22 protein-coding genes are annotated in these 21,607 nt (G+C 72.2%); 13 read left to right on the forward strand and 9 right to left on the reverse strand.

The features are described from left to right. Position 1: 1 nt before the first annotated feature. Together AC3WRT_RS01265 and AC3WRT_RS01270 are read right to left on the reverse strand one after the other, a co-directional pair. Positions 2-598: a phosphatase PAP2 family protein gene (locus AC3WRT_RS01265; protein ID WP_492718137.1), complete on the reverse strand. Its 597-nt coding sequence runs from the start codon at positions 596-598 to the stop codon at positions 2-4. A gap of 127 nt (positions 599-725) precedes the next feature. Further along, entirely contained in the window at positions 726-1,811 is a 1,086-nt protein-coding gene (locus AC3WRT_RS01270) for a trans-sulfuration enzyme family protein (RefSeq protein WP_492718139.1), read from the reverse strand. Between the two features lie 49 nt (positions 1,812-1,860). Between AC3WRT_RS01270 and AC3WRT_RS01275 the strand changes: the two genes are divergently transcribed. Beyond that, complete coding sequence (locus AC3WRT_RS01275; RefSeq protein ID WP_492718141.1) at positions 1,861-2,997, forward strand: D-alanine--D-alanine ligase family protein; 1,137 nt, start codon at positions 1,861-1,863, stop codon at positions 2,995-2,997. 51 nt (positions 2,998-3,048) lie between these two features. Here the strand turns inward: AC3WRT_RS01275 and AC3WRT_RS01280 are convergent, their stop codons facing one another. Next, positions 3,049-3,459 carry a hypothetical protein gene (locus tag AC3WRT_RS01280; RefSeq protein WP_492718143.1) on the reverse strand — a complete coding sequence of 137 codons (411 nt, stop codon included), beginning with the start codon at positions 3,457-3,459 and terminating at the stop codon, positions 3,049-3,051. 49 nt (positions 3,460-3,508) lie between these two features. Then, positions 3,509-3,742 carry an Lrp/AsnC family transcriptional regulator gene (locus tag AC3WRT_RS01285; RefSeq protein ID WP_030146698.1) on the reverse strand — a complete coding sequence of 78 codons (234 nt, stop codon included), beginning with the start codon at positions 3,740-3,742 and terminating at the stop codon, positions 3,509-3,511. A 219-nt stretch (positions 3,743-3,961) separates the two neighbouring features. Between AC3WRT_RS01285 and thiL the strand changes: the two genes are divergently transcribed. After that, positions 3,962-4,930 carry a thiamine-phosphate kinase gene (gene thiL / locus AC3WRT_RS01290; protein WP_492718427.1) on the forward strand — a complete coding sequence of 323 codons (969 nt, stop codon included), beginning with the start codon at positions 3,962-3,964 and terminating at the stop codon, positions 4,928-4,930. A gap of 115 nt (positions 4,931-5,045) precedes the next feature. On the opposite strand, the gene rpmB is transcribed toward thiL, so the two are convergent. Then, positions 5,046-5,234: a 50S ribosomal protein L28 gene (rpmB, locus tag AC3WRT_RS01295; protein ID WP_142204601.1), complete on the reverse strand. Its 189-nt coding sequence runs from the start codon at positions 5,232-5,234 to the stop codon at positions 5,046-5,048. Positions 5,235-5,400: 166 nt separating this feature from the next. After that, on the reverse strand, positions 5,401-6,171 hold the full coding sequence (locus AC3WRT_RS01300; RefSeq protein WP_492718146.1) for a fructosamine kinase family protein: 771 nt from the start codon (positions 6,169-6,171) through the stop codon (positions 5,401-5,403). A gap of 182 nt (positions 6,172-6,353) precedes the next feature. Between AC3WRT_RS01300 and AC3WRT_RS01305 the strand changes: the two genes are divergently transcribed. The 8 genes from AC3WRT_RS01305 to mutM all read left to right on the forward strand — a co-directional run bounded on the left by AC3WRT_RS01305 (position 6,354) and on the right by mutM (position 13,966). Then, positions 6,354-8,075 carry a DAK2 domain-containing protein gene (locus AC3WRT_RS01305; RefSeq protein WP_492718148.1) on the forward strand — a complete coding sequence of 574 codons (1,722 nt, stop codon included), beginning with the start codon at positions 6,354-6,356 and terminating at the stop codon, positions 8,073-8,075. Between the two features lies 1 nt (position 8,076). Then, on the forward strand, positions 8,077-10,347 hold the full coding sequence (locus AC3WRT_RS01310; RefSeq protein ID WP_492718151.1) for an ATP-dependent DNA helicase RecG: 2,271 nt from the start codon (positions 8,077-8,079) through the stop codon (positions 10,345-10,347). Between the two features lies 1 nt (position 10,348). Further along, a complete protein-coding gene (gene rsmD, locus AC3WRT_RS01315; protein WP_492718154.1) occupies positions 10,349-10,930 on the forward strand; it encodes a 16S rRNA (guanine(966)-N(2))-methyltransferase RsmD in 582 nt (193 codons plus the stop codon). Positions 10,931-10,971: 41 nt separating this feature from the next. Next, entirely contained in the window at positions 10,972-11,460 is a 489-nt protein-coding gene (gene coaD / locus AC3WRT_RS01320) for a pantetheine-phosphate adenylyltransferase (protein ID WP_492718156.1), read from the forward strand. A gap of 89 nt (positions 11,461-11,549) precedes the next feature. Continuing rightward, positions 11,550-12,125, forward strand: coding sequence for a YceD family protein (locus AC3WRT_RS01325; RefSeq protein ID WP_492718158.1), 576 nt, complete (start codon positions 11,550-11,552; stop codon positions 12,123-12,125). A gap of 1 nt (position 12,126) precedes the next feature. Next, positions 12,127-12,321 carry a 50S ribosomal protein L32 gene (gene rpmF, locus AC3WRT_RS01330; RefSeq protein ID WP_020142793.1) on the forward strand — a complete coding sequence of 65 codons (195 nt, stop codon included), beginning with the start codon at positions 12,127-12,129 and terminating at the stop codon, positions 12,319-12,321. Between the two features lie 7 nt (positions 12,322-12,328). Continuing rightward, positions 12,329-13,099, forward strand: a complete 771-nt coding sequence (gene rnc / locus AC3WRT_RS01335; protein ID WP_492718163.1) for a ribonuclease III — start codon at positions 12,329-12,331, stop codon at positions 13,097-13,099. 6 nt (positions 13,100-13,105) lie between these two features. Continuing rightward, positions 13,106-13,966, forward strand: coding sequence for a bifunctional DNA-formamidopyrimidine glycosylase/DNA-(apurinic or apyrimidinic site) lyase (gene mutM / locus AC3WRT_RS01340; RefSeq protein ID WP_492718168.1), 861 nt, complete (start codon positions 13,106-13,108; stop codon positions 13,964-13,966). Positions 13,967-14,012: 46 nt separating this feature from the next. On the opposite strand, the gene AC3WRT_RS01345 is transcribed toward mutM, so the two are convergent. From AC3WRT_RS01345 to AC3WRT_RS01355, 3 genes are all read right to left on the reverse strand, one after another. Then, on the reverse strand, positions 14,013-14,345 hold the full coding sequence (locus tag AC3WRT_RS01345; protein WP_492718170.1) for a hypothetical protein: 333 nt from the start codon (positions 14,343-14,345) through the stop codon (positions 14,013-14,015). 13 nt (positions 14,346-14,358) lie between these two features. After that, the gene (locus AC3WRT_RS01350) at positions 14,359-16,116 is read right to left on the reverse strand and encodes a sodium:solute symporter family protein (RefSeq protein ID WP_492718172.1); all 1,758 of its coding nucleotides are present in this window, start codon (positions 16,114-16,116) and stop codon (positions 14,359-14,361) included. 61 nt (positions 16,117-16,177) lie between these two features. Next, complete coding sequence (locus AC3WRT_RS01355) at positions 16,178-17,452, reverse strand: NAD(P)/FAD-dependent oxidoreductase (protein ID WP_492718174.1); 1,275 nt, start codon at positions 17,450-17,452, stop codon at positions 16,178-16,180. Between the two features lie 22 nt (positions 17,453-17,474). On the opposite strand from AC3WRT_RS01355, the gene AC3WRT_RS01360 reads away from it, so the two are divergent. Genes AC3WRT_RS01360 through AC3WRT_RS01370 form a run of 3 tightly spaced genes read left to right on the forward strand, consistent with a single transcriptional unit; the run spans position 17,475 to position 21,595 of the window. After that, the gene (locus AC3WRT_RS01360) at positions 17,475-18,770 is read left to right on the forward strand and encodes a hydroxyacid-oxoacid transhydrogenase (RefSeq protein WP_492718176.1); all 1,296 of its coding nucleotides are present in this window, start codon (positions 17,475-17,477) and stop codon (positions 18,768-18,770) included. Between the two features lie 42 nt (positions 18,771-18,812). Beyond that, entirely contained in the window at positions 18,813-20,738 is a 1,926-nt protein-coding gene (locus AC3WRT_RS01365) for a M3 family metallopeptidase (RefSeq protein ID WP_492718178.1), read from the forward strand. Next, positions 20,735-21,595: an MOSC domain-containing protein gene (locus AC3WRT_RS01370; protein ID WP_492718181.1), complete on the forward strand. Its 861-nt coding sequence runs from the start codon at positions 20,735-20,737 to the stop codon at positions 21,593-21,595. The genes AC3WRT_RS01365 and AC3WRT_RS01370 overlap by 4 nt, the downstream gene beginning before the upstream one ends. The last annotated feature ends 12 nt before the right edge of the window (positions 21,596-21,607 follow it).

Consider the following 21,607-nt stretch of genomic DNA (forward strand, 5'->3'; position numbering starts at 1 on the left):
GCTACGCGGTGGGTGCCAGAACCCGCTCGACGACGGGCAGGGAGCGGCCCCGGTGCACCAGCGACGTGAGCGGCGCGCGCAGCAGCAGCCAGCCGATGCAGGCCACCACGCCTCCGAGGACCAGCCCTGCCAGCACGTCGGCGGGGTAGTGCGCCCCCACGTACACGCGGGTCGCAGCCATGACCAGGGCCGCGGCGACCGCTGTGGCGGCGAGGCGCCGGGACACCAGCAGCAGCCCGACGGCTGCGGCCCCGGCCATCACGGAGTGGTCGGACGGGAAGGACCAGTCTGTGCTGCGGTCGACGAGCACGAGGGTCGACGGGTGGGCGGCATACGGCCGCGCCTCGGCGACGAGCGATGCGACGGGCTGGTTCACGGCCACGGCCAGCAGCGTGCCGAGGCCGGCCCAGATCGCGGCGGCGAGATGCCGGTCGTCGGCGCCCCTTCGCCGCCAGACGCCGAGCAGGAGCAGCGCCGCAAAGAGGACCAGGCCGTACTTCGCGTAGGCCACGGCCGGCGCATGCAACCACGGCGACGACCTCGCGAAGTCGTTGACCCGTAGGAAAAGGGTGTCGCTGAGGTCGAACGGATGGCTCACGAGTCGGTCCTTCGGCTGGCGGTGCGGCTGGGCACCGCAGTCGTTCCTCGGCGCAAGCCGCAAGCCTGCCTGACGAATCTGGGGAGAATCTCAGAGCCGGCACCCGGCGCGTGACCCCGTACGCTCCTCAGACCGCCCGGAGGGCCCGTTCCAGGTCGGACCAGAGGTCATCGACGTGCTCGATGCCGACGGAGAGGCGAAGCAGGTTGACCGGGACCTGCTCCGACTCGGACGGGTGGCGGCGCCGTCGCTCGACCTGCGACTCGACGCCGCCCAGGCTCGTCGCGTGCAGCCACAGCCTCGTCGCGGCGCACACCCGCTCGGCCGCGTCGGCGTCACCGGCGACGTCGATCGACAGGATCGCGCCGGAGCCGGGGTAGCGCACCCGGGCGACGGCGGCGTGGCCCTCGAGCCGGCGGGCCAGCTCGGCGGCGCTGGCGCTCGCGCGCTCGAAGCGGACGGACAGCGTGCGCAGGCCGCGGAGAGCGAGGAAGACCTCCATCGGTCCGGCGATGGCGCCGTGCAACGTGCGGTGCCGGCGCAGCCGCTCCCCGACCTCGCGCCCTCGGTCGGAGTCGGCCACGACGGTCGCGCCGAGCACCACGTCGCTGTGGCCGGAGAGGTACTTCGTCACCGAGTGCACGACGACGTCCGCCCCGAGCGACAGCGGCCGGCACAGCAGGGGGGTGCTGAGGGTGTTGTCGACGACGCTCGTGACGCCCAGCTCGCGGGATCGGGCCAGGACGACGTCGAGCTCGGTGACGTCCATGAGCGGGTTCGTCGGCGACTCCAGCCACAGCAGGTCGGCCGAGTCGAGCGCGGCGAGGAAGCCGGCCGTGTCGGTGGCGTGGATGCGCAGCACCGTGCCGCCCGCCTTCTCGTGCGCGACGAGCAGGTCGCCCGTGCCGTTGTAGGTCGTGTCGGGCGCGACGACCGTCCCGCCGGCAGGCAGCAGTGACAGGGCCGCCGAGATCGCGCCCATGCCGGACGCGTGCACCAGCGCCCGGCCCCCCTCGAGGCCGCCGAGAGCCTGCTCGAAGGCGTCCCAGGTGGGGTTGCCGGAGCGGGCGTAGTTGACCGCGCCCTCTGCGGCATACGTCGACGTCAGCTCGACCGGGACGTTCGCCGACGCGCCGGGGGAGCGGTCGGGACGCCCCGCCGCCACGACGAAGGTCTCGACGTGCAGGTGCTGCGAATCCGCTTCGGTGGCCACCGTCCCAGCGTACGAGCGGCCCTCACGGGTCGGGATAGAGTCTCGACTGATGACCACGGACCAGCCCCAGCCCGACCAGCCGAGCCGCCCCCGCGTCGCCATCGTCTTCGGAGGACGCTCCTCCGAGCACGCCGTCTCCTGCGCCACGGCGGCAGGGGTGCTGCGCGCCATCGACCGCAGCAAGTACGACGTCCTGCCGATCGGCATCTCCCGCGATGGCCAGTGGGTGCTCGCCGCCGACGACCCCAGCCGTTTCGAGCTGACCGCCGGACGCACTCCGGAGGTCGAGCCGAGTGCCGCGCACGTCGTCATGCCGCTCTCGACGCGCGAGACCTCGCTCACGGTTCTCGAGGCCGGCCAGCCGCCCCACGAGCTCGGCCAGGTCGACGTCGTCTTCCCGCTGCTGCACGGCCCGTTCGGCGAGGACGGCACCCTCCAGGGCTTCCTCGACCTCTCGGACGTGCGCTACGTGGGCTCGGGCGTCTTCGCCTCGGCGGCGGGCATGGACAAGCACTACATGAAGGTGGTCTTCGCCGGTCACGGCCTGCCGGTGGGGCCGTATGCCGTCATCACCGACCGCGCCTGGCGCTCGGACAAGGTCGCCGCCATGGACGCGTGCGCAGGGCTGCGCTACCCCCTCTTCGTCAAGCCCGCCCGGGCCGGCTCGTCGATGGGCATCACGCGGGTGGACGACCCAGCCGACCTGGAGGCCGCCGTCGAGGTGGCCCGCGAGCACGACCCCAAGGTGATCGTCGAGGCAGGCATCGTCGGGCGCGAGATCGAGTGCGCGGTGCTCGAGGGCCACGGCACCTCCGGCCCGCGCACCTCCGAGGTGGCCGAGGTCGCCGTCCACGACAACCACACGTTCTACGACTTCGAGGCGAAGTACCTCGCCGAGGCCGACGTCGACCTCAGCTGCCCGGCCGACGTGCCCGAGGCGGTCTCCAAGGAGGTCCGGCGCCTCGCTGCCGAGGCGTTCGAGGCGCTCGGCTGCGAGGGCCTCGCGCGCGTCGACTGCTTCTACACCGACGACGGTCGCGTCGTGGTCAACGAGATCAACACGATGCCCGGCTTCACGCCGCACTCGATGTACCCGCGGATGTGGGCGGCCTCCGGCCTGGTCTACCCCGACCTCATCGACGAGCTCATCTCCCTCGCACTCGAGCGCCGCACCGGCCTGCGCTGAGCGGCCCTGACCGACCCTGACCGGCGCTGACCGGCCACACGGCATACGCCTTCAGGAGCAGTGTCGCCCGTTGGCGGGCAGCGTGCGCGCGACGGCGGTGAAGGCTGGCAGCAGCAGCGGCAGCGGGCCGTACGCGGCGGGGCCCAGCACCTCGATGGCCGGGTCGCGGCCGTAGGTCGTCGCGGCCGAGCCGTCGGTCAGCGGCCGCACCACCCAGTCGACGCCGTCGACGGTCACGCAGTCCTGGGTCGTCGGCCCGAGGGGGTCGAGGCCGCACCGGGCGATGATCGCTGGATCGCCCCAGGCGGCGACGGACCCGTCGTCGGGCTGCGTGCCGACCCGGGATTGCCCACTGACGTCAGCGGGCCAGGCTGCTCTTGCGCACGCCGGCGCCGAGGCCTGGGGCGCCAGGGCGACCTCCGGTGCGCGCGTGCAGGCGGACAGCACGACGGCGACGCCCACGAGGAGCGCCGCCGCTGTCAGGTGCGGCCGTCCGGTCAGGGGACGGGCCTCAGACGTGGACGACCGTGCAGGTCAGGGTCCGGGTGATCCCCGGGACGTCCTGCAGCTTGGCGATCACCAGGCGACCGAGGTCGTCGACGTTGGAGGCCTCCACGCGGGCGATGACGTCGTAGGGACCGGTGACGTCCTCGGCGAGGGTCACGCCCGAGATCCCGGCGATCTGCTCCGCAACGCTGGCGGCCTTGCCGACTTCGGTCTGAATCAGGATGTACGCCTGGACCACGTGTCACCTCACTGTGTGTCGATCGTTGGACGGTCGGCCGTGGGGCGCGGGTGCCGGGGCACGACCGGTCTGAACGGCAGGCCTCAGTGTGACTGCGACCGTGCCCTGACGCTACCTTGCCATGGGGCCTCGCGTCCCGTGGGAACCGGGCCGGGAACGGCCCTCCAGCGAGAGGGTGGGTGATCCGTGCCGAACACGGAACGGCTGCAACGCGGGCCGATGATGACCGGCGGCACGCCGCTGCGCTCGCTCGACGAGGAGGAGCTGCTGGGCCGCATCCTCCCGAGCTTCGGCGTCTCCGACGACCTGCTCGTCGCGCCCGGCGACGACGCGGCCGTCCTGCGCACCTCCGACCGAACGGTCGCCACCACCGACACGGTCGTCCTGGGTCGTGACTGGCTGGACACGTGGTCGTCGGGAGCCGACATCGGGCACAAGGTCGTGTCGCAGAACCTCGCCGACGTCGCTGCCATGGGCGCCCGTCCGACCGGGGTGCTGCTGACCCTCGTCGCGGACCCGGAGCTGTCGCTCGAGTGGGTGCTCGACCACGTGCGCGGTGTCGCGGAGGCGTGCGCCGTCGCGGAGGTGGCGGTGCTCGGTGGCGACCTGTCCTCGGCGCCGCCCGGCGTCGTCATGGTCTCGGTGACCGCGCTCGGCCGGCTCGACGGCCAACCGGTCCTGCGGTCGGGAGCGCGGGCGGGCGACGTGCTGGCGGTCCACGGCTCGCTCGGCCTCGCCGACGCCGGACTACGGCTGCTGCAGGCCGGCGCGGTCGACCGGAACCCCCTGGCAGTGCAGCGCCAGCGCCGGCCGGAGCCGCCGCTCGCCGCCGGGCCGCAGGCCGCGACCTCGGGCGCCACGGCGATGCTCGACCTCAGCGACGGGTTGCTGCGCGACGGGGGCCGGATCGCCCGCGCCAGCGGCGTGGTCATCGACCTCGATCCCCAGGCGCTCGCGCCGGACGTCGCTGCGCTCGCCGACGCGGTCGGGGCCGAGGCGGCGCTCGACTGCGTGCTCGCCGGGGGAGAGGAGCACTCGCTGCTCGCGACGTTCCCGGCCGGCGTGCTGCCCGACGGCTGGCGGGCGATCGGGTCGGCCCGAGCGCCGAGCGGGGCCGAGACGCCCGGCATCCTCGTCGGCGGGCGCGTGGTCGCGCACACGGGCTGGGACCACTTCCGCGGCGCCTGAGGGGTGGAGGTATGCCCTCGCGCCGGGCCGCGACGCATCACCTCGACCCGCTCGTGGGCGGACACGACAAAGGCCGGCCCCCGAGGGGACCGGCCTTCAACGTTGCTGAGGGCGTTCAGCGAACGACCTTGCCCGCCTTGAGGCAGGAGGTGCAGACGTTGACTCGCTTCGGCGTCACACCGTCCACCAGCGTCCGAACGCGCTGGATGTTGGGGTTCCAGCGGCGCTTGGTGCGGCGGTGCGAGTGCGAGATGTTGTGACCGAAGCTCGGTCCCTTGCCGCAGACGTCGCAGTTGGCAGCCACGGGTATCTCCTGAATTTCGATGTTGACGAAGTGCTGAGCTCCACCACCGGAGGGCAGACGCACACCAAGGCGCGCGTCACCCCGCAGTCACGGGGGGAACCGGTAAAGAGTAGCCGACGAGCCGCTCGGACGACAAAACGGCCGGACCCCCGTCCCCGACCCCGCGTCACGCAAAGGCGCGGGCCGCCGAGACGAGGGGGCCGGCATACGAGGGGCCGTGCGACGACGCGTGCACGGCGAGGGGGTGCAGTTGGTGCAGCTCGACCAGCCCGCGCCATCCCGGGTCGAGGCCGGCGGCCTCCTCATAGGCGGCGGAGAGGCGGTCGAGGCCCGGGCAGCCGAAGAGGGCCAGCATCGCGAGGTCGGTCAGGCCGTGCCCGCCGTGGGCCGCGGGGTCGATGAGAACGGCCGCCTCGGCGGTGAACACGACGTTGCCGGACCAGAGGTCGCCGTGGACCCGGGCCGGTGGGCGGTCGTCGTCGAAGTCGCCGGCCGCGAGGCGGTCGCAGGCGCGGTCGACGACGCGAGCCCCGGCCGCGTCGAGGTGGCCGCGGTCGAGCGCCCGGCGCACGAAGGGGCGCACGCGCTGCTCTGCATAGAACAGGCCCCAGCTCGGCGTCGGGTCGTTGGCCTGCGGCTGGCGACCGATCCACGCGTCGCCGGTCCACCCGGCCGGGGGAGCGCCGAAGGCGGCCGCGCCCGCCGCGTGCGTCGTCGCGAGGGCGCGCCCCAGCTCCTCGGAGGCGCGGGAGGTGGGCCGAGACGGCTGCAGCCGCTCGAGGTCGATGTGGTCGCGCCCGGTCCCGAGGACCTCGACGACCCGGGCGCCACCGTTGGCGTGCGCCTCGCCGAGCCAGCGGAGCCCGGCGGCCTCGGCGTCGAAGAATCCGGCAGGGGCCTCGGCCCACGACTTGCGATGGGTGGGGGCGTTCGACACGCCGTCCACCGTAGCCGTCGGCCCACGCCGCGCGGGTTGCACCGCGGCGGGGTACGACGCCGACGCGGGAGCGGTGCATGCGACCGTCTGGGCGAGGCGCTAGCCTGCCGAGCATCGCGGGCCCGAGACCAGCCTCCGCGAGACCAGGGCCACGAGCCCAGCACGACGAGCAGGGAGGTCCGATGCCCGGCGCAGCGCCGCCCGACGGGCCGCTCACCCTGCTCGACCTGCTCGGCGTCCGCCGCTGGGCCGTGCTGACCCGGTCGCTCTTCGCGGCCCGACGCGCCGAGATCGACGCGCTCAACGTCTTCCCGGTCCCCGACGGCGACACGGGCACCAACCTCTACCTGACGTTCGACGGCGCCGTCGAGCGGACGCTCGCCACCTCCGACGTGGACACCGCCGACACCCTGCTCGCCGTCTTCGCCAAGCACCTGCTCTGGACGGCACGCGGCAACTCCGGCGTCATCCTGAGCCAGCTGGCGCGCGGTCTCGCCGAGGGCTGCGCGGGCGCCGCCGAGATAGACGGGCGGGTGCTCGCCGAGGGGCTGCAACACGCCGAGCGACGCGCCCGGCAGGCGGTGACGGACCCCAAGGAGGGCACCATCCTCACGGTCGCCCGGGCCATGGCGGAGGCTGCTGCGCGGGCTGCCCGTTCGCCGGAACCTGCTGCGACCTCGACGCCCGACGTCGTCAGCGTGCACGAGGTCGCCCGCGCCGCTCTCGAGGCAGCGCGGGAGGCGCTCGCGCGCACCCCGGAGCAGCTGGAGGTGCTGGCGCGGGCCGGGGTGGTCGACGCCGGGGGGGCGGGGCTCGTCGTTCTCCTCGAATGCCTGGAGCGGGTCTGCGGGGGTCAGCGCGGACCGTCCGATGCCCACACGTTCGGCCGCCGGCTGCGCGCGGCGGCCCCGAGCGCGGCCCTCAGCGCCGCCCGGCCGCCCGAGCAAGAGGGCGACGGCGACGTCCCGGGCTTCGAGGTGATGTACCTGCTGCGCGACTCCGACGACGCCTCCGTCGAGGTGCTGCGAGGGCGGCTCGTCGAGCTCGGCGACTCCGTGCTCGTCGTCGGGGGCGACGGCGAGTGGAACGTCCACGCGCACGTGCACGACGCGGGCGCCGCTGTCGAGGCCGGCATCGAGGCGGGGCGGCCGCACCGCGTGCGCATCACACCTCTGACCGACGAGCACGGCTCCCTGCGTGCACGCGGCTCCCGTGAAGGCGCCACTGCTGCAACGAGGACCGCCATCGTCGCCTGCGCCGCCGGGGAGGGTCTCGAGGGTCTCTTCGAGGAGGCAGGGGCGGTGGTCGTGCGCTCCGGCCCGGGCCGGAGGGCCTCCACCGGCAGCCTCATCGACGCCATCCGAGCGCAGCACGAGCGCGGCGCCTCGGGCGTCGTCGTCCTGCCCAACGACGGCGACACGCTCCTGGCCGCAGCGGCGGCCGTGCGCGCCGTCGCCGACGACGGCATCGAGGCGCACCTCGTCCACGTGCGCACCGCCGTCCAGGGCATCGCTGCCCTCGCCGTCTTCGAGCCGACGGCCGCCGCGTCGGCCAACGTGCTCGCCATGCAGGCCGCCGCCTCAGCCACCCGGCACGGCGCGGTCACGGTCGCCAACCGGGCAGCGCTGACGAGCGGCGGGCCGTGCGAGGCGGGTGACGTCCTCGGGGTCGTCGACGGCGACGTCGTCGTCGTGGGCTCCGACCAGCTGGCCGTGGCCCGCGACGTGGTGCGCCGGCTGCTGGCGAGCGGTGGCGAGCTCGTCACGGTCGTCTCCGGGGTCGACGCTCCGGACGGCCTGCTCCGGGCAGTCACCGAGGAGGCTCGCGTGGCCCACCACGGCATCGAGGTGTCCCTGATCGACGGCGGACAGGCCGTCTACCCGGTCCTGATGGGGGTGGAGTGAGATGCCGGTGCTCACCGAGGACTCGCCGCTGACCAAGCTCGTGAAGAAGCCCGAGGCCGAGCAGCTCGCCCGCACCAAGGGGCTGCTCAGCGTGGCAGACCTCTTCGAGTTCGTGCCACGCCGCTACGTGCGTCCGGGGCAGCTCACCGACCTGTCGTCGCTCCACGTGGGCGAGGACGTCCTCGTCGTCGCCGAGGTGAAGACCGCCTCGACGCGGCCCATGCGCAACCGGCGCGGCAGGATGCTGACCGTCGTCATCGGCGACGACCTCGGCAACGAGCTCGACGTGACCTTCTTCAGCGCCTACGGCCACGAGGGCAAGCTCAAGCCGGGCGTGCGCGGGTTCTTCGTGGGCCAGATCGGGGCCTACGGCCGCAGGCTCCAGCTGACCCACCCCGAGTACGAGCTCTTCGAGGACGACGAGCAGGGTGAGGCGGCTGTCGAGTGGTACCGGACGCACCGTGTACCCGTCTACTCCACGACCGGCAAGCTCAACTCCCTGCGCCTGCGCAGGCTGGTGCACACCGCCCTCGACAGCGTGGACCGCATCCGCGAGCCGGTGCCCGACGACGTACGCGCCGCGCGGGGCCTCGTCGACCGGGCCGTGGCGCTCGAGCTGGTCCACCGGCCGGCGGTCGACGACCAGCCGGCCCGGGGCCTCGACCGGTTGAAGTACGACGAGGCCTTCGTCCTGCAGACGATCCTCGCCCAACGGCGCAAGGCGGCCGAGTCCGAGCTGGCGACGCCGCGGCCGCCGCGGCCGGCAGGCCTGCTCGCCGCCTTCGACGAGCGCCTGCCCTTCGAGCTCACGGCCGGCCAGCGCGAGATCGGCGAGGTGCTCGCCGGCGAGCTGGCGTCCGAGCGCCCGATGCACCGGCTCCTGCAGGGCGAGGTCGGCTCCGGCAAGACGATCGTCGCTCTCCGCGCGATGCTGGCGGCCATCGACGCGGGCGGACAGGCGGCTCTCCTGGCGCCCACCGAGGTGCTCGCCGCCCAGCACCACCGGTCCATCACGGGGATGCTCGGCGACCTCGCCCAGGGCGGGATGCTCGGTGGGTCGGAGTTCGGGACCACGGTGGCGCTGCTCACCGGCAGCCAGAGTGCCGGGGCGCGCCGCGCCTCCCTGCTCGACGCCGCGTCCGGCAAGGCCGGCATCGTCGTGGGGACCCACGCGCTGATCCAGAAGCACGTCCAGTTCGCCGACCTCGCCCTCGTCGTCGTCGACGAGCAGCACCGTTTCGGCGTGGAGCAGCGAGACGCTCTGCGGGAGAAAGGCATCCGCCCACCGCACGTGCTTGTCATGACCGCGACGCCGATCCCGCGCACCGTGGCGATGACGGTCTTCGGCGACATGGAGACCTCGACCCTGCGCGAGCTGCCCCGTGGCAGGTCCCCCATCACCACCCATGTCGTGGACGCCGACAAGCCGGGGTGGGTGGACCGCACCTGGCGACGTGTCGCGGAAGAGGTCGCCAAGGGGCACCAGGCGTACGTCGTGTGCCCGCGCATCGGCGACGTCGACGACGAGGCCGGTCCCACGACGGGCGGCGCGACGGCATCTGCCGACACGTCCGACGAGGACGCCGGGTGGGCGGCCCACTGGGACGGCGACGAGGAGGACGACGGCGGCGGCGGCGATGTGGCGCCGCCCAAGGAGCTGACGGGTGTCTACGCGATGCTCAGCGAGCTGCGTGCCAACCCGGCACTCGAGAGCGTGCGCATCGGGGTGCTGCACGGTCGCCTCGACCCCGACGTCAAGGACGCCACGATGCGGGCCTTCTCGGACGGTGACCTCGACGTGCTCGTGGCCACGACGGTCATCGAGGTGGGTGTCGACGTGCCCAACGCCTCGGTCATGGTCGTCGTCGACGCCGACCGCTTCGGGATCTCGCAGCTGCACCAGCTGCGAGGCCGTGTCGGACGCGGCGCCGTGCCCGGCCTCTGCCTGCTGATGACGCAGGGGGCTGGGGAGCGGGCGGCCGAACGCCTCGACCAGGTGGCGGCGACGACCGACGGCTTCGAGCTCGCGCGGGCCGACCTGCTGCTGCGCCGCGAGGGCGACGTGCTCGGTGCCCGGCAGAGCGGTCGCGGCAACTCGGTGCGCCACCTGCGGCTCGGGCGCCTCGAGGACGAGCAGATCATCGCCGACGCCCGCGAGGACGCCTTCACGCTCGTCGACGCCGACCCGGACCTGCGCGGGCACCCGGCGCTCGCGGCGGCCGTGGCGATGCGCCTCGACGAGGAGCAGGCCGTGTGGCTGGAGCGCGGCTGACATGACCCGCATCATCAGCGGCGTCGCCGGGGGGCGCCGGATCCAGACCCCGTCGGGCTCGTCCACCCGGCCGACCTCCGATCGCGTCCGGGAGGCCCTCTTCAGCCGGCTCGAGCACCGGGGGCTGATCGAGGGCGCCAACGTGCTCGACCTCTATGCCGGCTCGGGTGCCCTCGGCCTCGAGGCCGCGAGCCGGGGCGCTGCGCTCGTGCTGCTCGTCGAGTCGCACCCGTCGGCCGCGAAGGTCATCCGGGGCAACGTCGGTGTGGTGGGCCACCAGGGCGTCCGCGTCCTCACCGACACCGTCGAGCGCGCGCTCGACGCGGGGCCACCCTCCGGCATCCGCATGGACCTCGTGCTCGTGGACCCGCCCTACGACGTCCCCGAGGACGCGCTCGCAGAGGTGCTCGCGACGCTGGTCGAGCGCGGGTGGCTGTCCTCGGACGCCTTCGTGGTCGTGGAACGCTCGAGCCGGTCACCGCAGCCGACCTGGCCCGAGGGGCTGGAGCTGTCCGGGGAGAAGCGCTACGGCGAGACGGCCGTGTGGTTCGCCGAGCCGCCACCCAGCGAGGTCGTGGCGTGAGCGTCCCGGAGGCCCGTCGGGGCGGCCGGTAGGTTGGGCGCGTGACGAGCGAACCGCGCCGCTGTGTCTGTCCCGGCTCCTACGACCCGATCACCAACGGTCACATCGACGTGGTGAGCCGGGCCAGCAGGCTGTTCGACGAGGTCGTCGTGGCGATCCTGCACAACCCGGGCAAGCAGGGCGCCTTCACCGTGCCGGAGCGCACCGCCTTCATCGAGCAGTCCCTCGCGCACCTGCCCAACGTCCGTGTCGGGGCCTGGGCCGGCACGCTCGTCGTCGACGTCTGCCGCGAGGTCGGTGCCGCGACGATGGTCAAGGGTCTGCGCGGCGGCACCGACTTCGCCTACGAGCTGCCCATGGCGCACATGAACCACCACCTCACCGGCGTCGAGACGTTGTTCCTCGCCGCGGACCCCACCCTGCAGCACGTCTCGAGCTCGCTCATCAAGGAGGTCGTGCGCTACGGAGGCGACGTGAGCGGCCTGGTCCCGGACCCGGTCCTCGCGGCGCTGCGCGAGCGCCTGGGCTGATTTGGGCGCACGGCGCCGAACCAGTAGCCTTGGACGTCGGTCCACGTCCGTCTTGGCGCGGACCGAACCCTCTACTGTGCGCAGGAGTCATGGACCGTCCCGATCCCCGTTCCCCCTTGGTGCTCGACACCAGGGAGCTCGTTCGGCGACCGGGCACGATGCTGGAGCTCTCGCGCACGGTGACGTTGCCCGACGACCTCGGAACCGACGTCATCTCGATCAAGCCCGGTCAGCCGGTGCAGGTCGAGGTGCGGCTCGAGTCCGTCGTCGAAGGTGTCCTCGTCACGGGTTCGGTCAGTGGCACGGCGACCGGCGCCTGCGTGCGGTGCCTGGATCCCATCGAGCTCGATGTCGAGGGGACCTTCCAGGAGCTGTTCGCCTACGCCGACCGGGCGGCGCACCACCACGAGGTGGGAGCCGACTCGGACGAGGACGAGGTGCACGAGCTGGTCGGTGACCTCATCGACCTCGAGCAAGTGCTCCGGGACGCTGTCGTGCCGACGCTGCCGTTCCAACCGGTGTGCCGGCCTGACTGTCCGGGGTTGTGTTCCGAGTGTGGGATGCACCTCGCGCAGGACCCGGACCATCATCATGAAGTGATCGACCCGAGGTGGTCGTCCCTCAGCGGACTGCTGGAGAACGACCCGCAAGAGAAGAGGAACTGACGTGGCTGTCCCGAAGCGGAAGATGTCGCGCTCCAACACCCGTTCGCGTCGTGCGAACTGGAAGGCAACGCCGACGACGCTCACCACGTGCCCCCAGTGCGGTGCGGCGACCCAGCCGCACATCGCGTGCCCCTCGTGTGGCACGTACAAGGGCCGTCACTACGCCGCTGCCGAGCGCACCGAGCACCAGGCCTGATCACCCCGTGAGCAGCCCCGAGAGCGACCTTGGCGCTGGGGGTGTTCCGGCGGTGCCGCAACGGCCCGTCGATGCTCTGATCGCCCACCTCCGCGAGGTGGTCGGCAAGGACATCGACGAGCCGCTGCTGCTGCGTGCCCTGACGCACCGGTCGTACGCCTACGAGAACGGAGGCCTGCCCAACAACGAGCGCCTCGAGTTCCTCGGCGACTCCGTGCTGGGCTTGGTGGTGACGGAGTCGCTCTATCGCCAGCATCCCGACCTCGCGGAGGGGCAGCTGGCCAAGCTGCGGGCCGCCGTGGTCAACATGCGCGCGCTCGCCGACGTCGCCCGCACCTTCGACCTGGGGCAGTACGTCATGCTGGGCAAGGGCGAGGAGGCGACGGGCGGCCGCGACAAGGCGTCCATCCTGGCCGACACGCTCGAGGCCCTCCTGGGCACCGTGTTCCTCTCGACCGACATCGACTTCGCGGGGCGCTTCGTGCACCACCACTTCGACGCCCTGATCGAGGAGGCCGCCACCCTCGGAGCCGGACTCGACTGGAAGACGAGCCTGCAGGAGATGGCGGCAGGCTCCGCGCTCGGCTCGCCCGAGTACCGCGTCGGCGAGCAGGGACCCGACCACGAGAAGGAGTTCCACGCCCGCGTCGTCGTCGGCGAGGAGGTCCTCGGCGAGGGTCACGGGCGTTCGAAGAAGGAAGCCGAGCAGAAGGCGGCCAAGGAGGCCTGGCACACCCTCGACAGCCGCCGCTCCACCGCTGGCAGCTCCCAGGCCTGAGCGCCCGTGCCGGAGCTGCCCGAGGTCGAGGTGGTCCGGCGTGGTCTCGCCGACCACGTCGTCGGCCGCCATGTCACCCGCGCCCGGATCACCGGCGTCCGGGTGGCGCGCCGGCACGACGCCGGTCCGGAGGACCTGGCGGCGCGCCTCCACGACGTCACCGTCACGGCGGCCTCCCGCCGGGGCAAGTACCTCTGGCTCGCCCTGGACGGCGAGGACGCCCTCATCGTCCATCTGGGGATGAGTGGGCAGATGCTCGTGGAGCCGGCCGACGCGCCGCTCGAGAAGCACTGTCATGCCCAGTTCGACTTCGCCGACGGCGGGCCCCAGCTGCGCTTCGTGGACCAGCGGACCTTCGGCGGCCTGGCGCTCTCTCCGCTGGGCGACGACGGCATCCCCGAGTCCGTCGCCCACATCGCCCCGGACCCGTTCGAGCCCGCCTACGACCAGTCGTGCGTCGTGCGCCGGATGAAGCAGCGCGACAGCGCCGTCAAGCGAGCGCTGCTGGACCAGTCCCTCGTCTCGGGCATCGGCAACATCTATGCCGACGAGGCCCTGTGGCGTGCCAAGGTGCACGGTGAGCGTCTCTGCTCGTCGCTGACGAAGCCGACGCTCGCGCGGGTCCTGGACCATGCGCGAGAGGTCATGGCCGAGGCCCTCGAGCACGGCGGGACGAGCTTCGACTCCCTCTACGTCAACGTCAATGGTGCCAGCGGCTACTTCGACCGCTCGCTCCACGCCTACGGCCGGGCCGGCACGCCGTGCGACCGGTGCGGCACGGTCATGCGCCGTGAGCAGTTCATGAACCGCTCCTCGTTCTCCTGCCCTGTCTGCCAGCCACGCCCCAGACGCCGGAGCCCGGCCTGACCGTCGAGGACGGGGACGGGCCGCGGTGGCAGTCGGCCGACGCTCCTCAGTGCCCGGCGCCGCGGCGTTTCGGTGCCGGACGGGTCGGGTCGTCCTCGACCGGGTCCAGGTGCGCGGGCACGACGATCGGCTTCATCCGGGCCCACACGATGAAGACCGCGCTGATGACGAGCAGGACGATGCCGGCATACAGGTTGGCGTTGACGTCGCCCGTCCGGTCGTACGCCTTGTCCCCGAAGATCCCCAGGAAGGTGAGGATCAGGCCGTAGAGGCCGAGGAGTGCACCGATGAAGTTGCGGATGTCGAAGGCGCCCGCAGTGTGCCGCTGGACCCGTTCCGTATCCGGGTCGGGGGCGTTGAGAAGGTCCTGTTGGCTCATGTCGAGTCTCCTGTCAGAACAGCAGGTTGAGGATGATGACCAGGCCGAGCGAGACGCCGGCAAGCGGGAGCGTGCGCCGGAACCAGGGCAGTCGGATCTCCTGTGGGTCGACGAGGTCCTCCCTCGGCGTCTCCGAGTAGACGAGGCCACGTAGTTGGCTGACCGGCTTGGGCTCGGTCACCAGCGACACGACCACGCTGAGCACGATGTCGACGACGAACGCCGCGGATGCGGCCACGAAGGCGGCGCCCTGGCCGCTCAGCGGGATGACGCCGAGGCTGACCGACCCGAACGCGTCCTCGCTGAGCAGGGCGACGAGCACGGCTGAGAGCGTGCCGGCCGAGAGACCGACCCAGCCGGCCGTGGCGGTCATCCGTTTCCAGAACATGCCGAGGATGAACGTCGCGAAGAGTGGCGCGTTGAAGAAGCCGAAGAGCGTCTGGAGGTAGTCCATGACGTTGCTGAAGGAGCTCGCCACGATCGCTGTGAAGATCGCGATCACCGTGGCGCCGACGGTCGCCAGCCGGCCGATGCGCAGGTAGTAGTCGTCGCTGTGGTCCTTGCGGATGTAGCGCTGCCACAGGTCGTAGCTGAAGACGGTGTTGAACGCCGAGATGTTGGCCGCCATGCCGGCCATGAAGGCGGCGAGCAGGCCGGCGATGGCGACGCCGAGCAGGCCGTTGGGCAGCACGTCACGCATCAGCAGCAGCAGCGAGTCGTTGTACTTCACGCCCTGACCCGACGCACCGCCGGCTGGTGTGCCGCCGCCTTTCAGCTGCCTGATCTCGGGCACGAGCACCGCCGCGACCATGCCGGGGATGATGACGATGAAGGGCACGAACATCTTGGGGAACGACCCGATGATCGGGGTCTTGCGGGCCGCCGAGATCGAGTTGGAGGCCATCGCCCGCTGGACCTCGACGAAGTTGGTCGTCCAGTAGCCGAAGGACAGCACGAAGCCGAGACCGAAGACGATCCCGACGACCGACCAGAACGGCGACTCGAAGCCCGAGAGCGCCTGGCCGGGCCACGAGTTGAGCTGCTGCTCGGCCGGCGGGACGCCGGCGGAGGCGGGTGCGGTCGCCGCGAACTGCGTGATCTTGTCCTTGAGCCCCTGGTAGCCGCCGACGCGGTGCAGCCCGATGAGGGTCAGGGGCAGCAGGGCGGCCACGATGACGAAGAACTGGAGCACCTCGTTGTAGATCGCTGCCGACAGCCCGCCGAGCGTGATGTACGACAGCACGATCGCGGCAGCGACGAGCAGGGCCACCCAGAGCGGCCAGCCGAGCAGCGCGTGCACGATCGAGCCGAGCAGGTAGAGGTTGACGCCCGCGATGAGCAGCTGCGCGAAGGCGAAGCTGAGGGCGTTGACCAGGTGGGCGCCGGTGCCGAAGCGGCGGAACATGAACTCGGGGACCGAGCGAACCCTCGAGCCGTAGTAGAAGGGCATCATCACGACGCCGAGGAAGAGCATGGCCGGGATGGCCCCGACCCAGAAGTAGTGGACGGTCGCGATGCCGATCTCGGCGCCGTTGGCCGACATGCCCATGATCTCGACGGCCCCGAGGTTCGCCGAGATGAAGGCGAGGCCGGTCACCCAGGCCGGCAGCGACCGGCCGGACAGGAAGAAGTCGATGGAGTCGGACACCGAGCGCCTCGCCATGATCCCGATACCGAGGACGAAGGCGAAGTAGAGGGCGATGATGACGTAGTCGACGAGGTTGGCGCTGATGAGAGTGTCCGCCGTGGGCAGACCCGCCAGAGCATGCATGCGATCAGTCCCTTCGTTGGGCGACGATTCAGCGCGGACGCAGCCCTCGGCGCTCGGCGCGTCAGGTCGGGTCGCTGTCCCTTACCCGCCTGATGAGCCGTTTGAGCGGGACGGAGGGATCGGCCGCCGCATCGGCTTCGATGCTCATACCCTTCTCGAGGGCACGTTTCACGGCGAGGTAGTCGGTCGGGCTGCCGACCGACTCGACGCCGATGAGCACGTCGTTCCGGTAGCAAAGGAGCGAGAAGTGTTCGGAGTCGACCTCGCCACGGACGACGGTCCGGTCTGCGCCGTGGGGAAGCCCGGCCAGCTGCAGCCGCAGGTCCCCCTGGTCGCTCCAGAACCAGGGCACGCGGTCGTATGCCGTCGGCTGGCCTGCGAGGGTCGCTGCGGCCGCGCGCGCCTGGTCGCTCGCGTGCGGGACGCTCTCAAGTCGGACCGGGCCCGGCAGACCACGGTCGAACGGGTTGGGTCCGACGGTGCAGTCGCCGGCCGCGACGGTGAGCCCGTCGGACGTTCGGGCGTACTCGTCGACGACGACACCTTGCGAGTGCACGAGGAGGCGCAGCTGTTCGGCGATCTCGGTGCGCGGCACGACCCCGATGCCCACGACGACGAGGTCGGCGCCCAGCAGCTCGCCGTCGGCCAGCTCGACGCCCGTCGCGCGGATGCCGTCGTCGACCACCCGAGCTGCAGCCGCCCCGAGCACGATCCGCGTCCCGCGTCGCTCGTGCGCGGCACGCACCGCCTCGGAGAGGACGGGGGTCACTGCCCGCGAGAGGAGGCGGTCGGTGGCCTCGACGACCGTGACGCGGGCACCCAGTGCCCGGGCCCCGGCCGCGATCTCAAGACCGATGAAGCCGCCACCGACGACGACGACCTCACCGGCCCGGCGCAGCTCGGGGGCTAGCCGGTCCGCGTCGGCGAGCGTGCGCACGGAGTGGACACCGGAGAGGTGGGCCCCGGCGAGAGGCAGCCTGCGGTTGGTCGCCCCCGTGGTCAGTGCCAGGCGTTCGAAGGCGAGAGTCCGCCCCGCCGCGGTGGTCGCCAGCCCGCCGGACGCGTCTCGCTCGATCGCCACGACGGCGTCACCGGTGACCAGCTCGACGCCGAGGTCCGCGAACCACGATGCGTCGTGGAAGACGAGGGAGGCGCGGTCGTGCTCGCCGCGCAGGTAGCTCTTGCTGAGCGGCGGGCGCTCGTAGGGCGGCTCGGGTTCCTCGCCGACGAGGACGGCCGGGCCGTTGTCGCCGAGCTCGCGCAGCGCCGTGACCAGCGAGATACCGGCCTGGCCTGCGCCCACGACGAGGGTCCCCACGGTCTCCTCGGTGGTCATGCGCCCACCCTAGGGTGGGCGCATGACGTGGTCGCCCGCGAGTCCCGAGTCGGTCTTCACCTACGGTGCCCCGCAGCTGAAGTTCGGGGCGGGGGCCGCAGACGAGATCGGCCACGACCTGCTGGCCCTCGGTGCACGGCGCGTGCTGGTCGTCACCGACCCCGGGGTCCTGGCCACCGGATGGCCCGACCGGGTGGCGGACGGCATACGCGCCTTCGCGGTCGAGGTGGTCGTGCAGGACTCGGCGCACGTCGAGCCGACCGACGCAAGCCTCGTGGCGGCCGCCGAGCGGGCCCGCGCCGACGGTCCCTTCGACGGCTACGTTGCGGTCGGCGGGGGCTCGGCCATCGACACCGCCAAGGCGGTGGACCTGCTGCTCAGCGACGGCGGCGACCTCATGGACTACGTCAACGCGCCGGTGGGAGCGGGACGGGGCCCGACGCGCGCGCTGGCCCCCTTGGTGGCTGTCCCGACGACGACGGGGACCGGCGCCGAGAGCACCACCATCTGCGTGCTCGACGTGCTCTCGCTCAAGGTCAAGACGGGGATCAGCCACGTCCGGCTGCGTCCCAGCCTCGCGGTCGTCGACCCACGGCTCACCGCCACGCAGCCGGCGGAAGTGACCGCGAGCGCCGGCATGGACATCCTGTGCCACGCGCTGGAGAGCTGGACCGCTCGCCCGTTCACCCGCTACGAGCGCAAGCAGCCGGGGGAGCGCGTCCCATACTGCGGCAGCAACCCCATCTCGGACATGTGGTCCGAGCGGGCGATGTTCTTGCTCGCCAAGGCGTTTCGCACCGCAGTCCGTGACGGCTCCAACGAGGAGGCCCGCGAGCAGATGGCCCTCGCGGCCACCTTCGCCGGCCTCGGCTTCGGCAACGCCGGCGTGCACGTGCCGCACGCCAACGCGTATCCCATCGCCGGACGCGTGCGTGACTTCCACCCCGAGGGCTACCCGAGCGAGGAGCCGATGGTGCCGCACGGGATGGCCGTCGCCCTGACCGCGCCGGAGGCCTTCCGATGGACGTTCGAGGCGGACCCGGACCGCCACCTGGCTGCCGCCAGTCTCCTCGACCCGGGCCACGGCGACCGATGGGCGTCGGAGCCGCGCGACGTGCTGCCCGGCGTGCTGCTCGACCTGATGCGCGACATCGGCATGCCGAACGGCCTGCACGCCGTCGGCTACGACGAGCACGACGTCGACGACCTCGTCGCGGGGGCCCTCCAGCAGCAGCGGCTGCTCGCCACCAGCCCGCGAGAGGTCGGCGCGGATGACCTCCACGGCATCGTGACGCGCTCGATGCAGCTGTGGGACTAGGCGTTCCACCCTCGACCGTCTCCGCCGCATACAGTGCCGTCTGTGACGACAGCACCCACCCACCTGCCCCTGCCCCTCGAGAGCGACTGGCTCGACTGGGTCGGTGCGCGGGGCGAGCAGCAGCTCGCCCTGGCCCGCTCCCTCGTCGAGGGCCTGCGCAGCGACCCGCCGGCCGAGGCCCTCGAGGTCCTGCGCGTGTGGAACGACGCCCAGACGGCGCTCTCCAACGCCGCGTCCGTCGGGTCGCTCTTCTCCGAGGTGCACCCGGACTCCGGCGTGCGCGAGCGCGCCGAGGCCGTGGCCCAGCAGGTCCAGAAGCTCGACACCGACCTCGGCCTCGACACCCGGTTGTTTGCCGTGCTCGCCGGTCTCGACGCGAGCGGTCTCGACGCCGATGCCGCCCGCGTGCTCGAGCGGACGCTGCGAGACTTCCGCCGCTCGGGGGTCGACCGCGACGAGGCGACGCGCGACCGGCTGCGGGAGCTCAGCGAGAGGGCGATCCTGCTCAGCCAGGAGTTCAGCAAGAACATCCGCGAGGACGTCCGCAGCATCCGGCTCACCCCGGACCGGCTCGCCGGCCTGCCCCAGGACTGGGTCGACGCGCACCCGGTCGACGAGGAAGGCCTCGTCACCGTGACGACCGACTACCCGGACGTCGTGCCCTTCCGCACCTTCGCCCACGATGCGCAGTCCCGACGCGAGCTCGTCACGCAGTTCCTCACCATCGCGTGGCCCGCCAACGACAAGGTGCTGCAGGAGATCTTCGCCGTCCGCCGCGAGCACGCCTCGCTGCTCGGATACGCGTCGTGGGCCGACTACGACGCCGAGGTCAAGATGATCGGCAGCGGCGCGGCGATCGGCGAGTTCATCGACCGCATCACGCAGCTGTCGGCCTCCAGCGCCGAGCGCGACAAGGCGGTGCTGCTCGAGCGCCTTCGCCGCGACCGTCCCGACGCCGGCGACATCGACGGCGCCGACGTCTCCTACTACGCCGAGATCGTCCGCAAGGAGGACCTCGCCGTCGACGCCCAACGCGTGCGCACCTACTTCCGGTTCGAGTCGGTGCGCCAGGGCCTGCTCGACGTCACGGGCCGTCTCTTCGGGCTCGAGTGGTCTCCGGTTCCCCGCGAGGACGCCCGCACCTGGCACGAGGAGGTCGCGACCTACGACGTCTCCTACGAGGGCGAGCGGATCGGGCGCATCCACCTGGACCTGCACCCGCGGGACGGCAAGTACAAGCACGCGGCGCAGTTCGACCTGGTCCGGGGCGTCGCCGGCACGCAGCTCGCCGAGGGCGTGCTCGTCTGCAACTTCAACCGGGGCCTGATGGAGCACGACGAGGTCGTGACCCTCTTCCACGAGTTCGGCCACCTCGTGCACCACGTGCTCGCCGGCCGCACCGAGTGGGTGCGCTTCTCCGGCGTCGCGACCGAGTGGGACTTCGTCGAGGCCCCGAGCCAGATGCTCGAGGAGTGGGCGTGGGACGCCGACGTGCTCGCCACCTTCGCCCGTGACGCCGACGGGGAGACCATCCCGGCCGACCTCGTCGAGGCGATGCGCAAGGCGGACGACTTCGGCAAGGGCTACGACGCACGCACCCAGATGTTCTACGCCGCGCTGTCCTACGACTTCCACGTCAACGAGACTGCCGACCTGACGGCGCGGCTGCGCGAGCTGATGGAGCGCTACTCCGTCTTCCCCTACCTCGAGGGCACGCACATGCAGTGCCACTTCGGGCACCTCGACGGCTACAGCTCGGCCTACTACACGTACATGTGGTCGCTCGTCATCGCCAAGGACATGTTCTCCGCCTTCGACAAGGGCGACCTGTTCGACCCGGAGGTGGCCGGCGCCTACCGCGACAAGGTGCTCGCCCAGGGCGGCCGGCGCGACGCCGCCGACCTCGTCGAGGACTTCCTCGGCCGGCCCTACACGTTCGACGCGTATGCCGCCTGGCTGGCCGAGTGACGCGCCGTCAGGGGAGTGAGCCGGTGCGCGTCACGGCGCTGACGGCATACCCCGTCAAGTCGCTGGCCGGAGTGCACCTCGACGAGGCCGTCGTCGAGGTGCAGGGGCTGCGCGCCGACCGCCGGTGGGCGGTCGTCGACGCGGACGGCGCGAAGGTCACGGCCCGCGAGGAGCACGCCCTGCTCGGGCTGCGCGCGGAGCCCCTCGACGGAGGCGGGGTCCGGCTGCTCGCTACCGGCGCCGAGGCGCTCGAGGTCGCCCCACCTCGAGGAGCTGCACCCGTGCCGGTCGGCTTCTCGGGGCAGTCGAGCGCCCGACCTGCCGGACCGGCGGCCCACGCCTGGCTGACCGCCCGCACCGGACGCCCGCTGCGTCTGGTCTGGCAGGACGACGAGACGCACCGCCCGATCCGGCCCGACCTGGGTGGCGTCGACGCTGACCGCAACTCCCTCTCGGACGCGGCGCCGTTGCACCTCACGTCGGAGTCGTCGCTGCGGAGCCTGCAGGACTGGATGATCGAGATCGCGCTCGAGCGCGGGGAGGAGTCCCCGGAACCCCTCGGGCACCAGCGCTTCCGGCCCAACGTCGTCGTGTCGGGCAGCGAGGCCTTCGCTGAGGACCGGTGGTCCACGGTGCGCATCGGGGACGTGCCGTTCCGCGTAACGATGGTGTGCGACCGCTGCGTCATGACCACCATCCACGGTCACGACCTCCGGACCGGCAAGGAGCCGATCCGGACGTTGGCCCGGCACCGGAAGTGGGAGGGGGCGACGTGGTTCGGCATCCGCCTGACCCCGGTGCTGCCGCTGGCTGCCGGCGCCGTACTCCACGTCGGGGACGAGGTCGTCGCCGGCTGAACGTGGGCACCC

The sequence above is a fragment of the Terrabacter sp. FW104-15G4B genome (assembly GCF_058790095.1).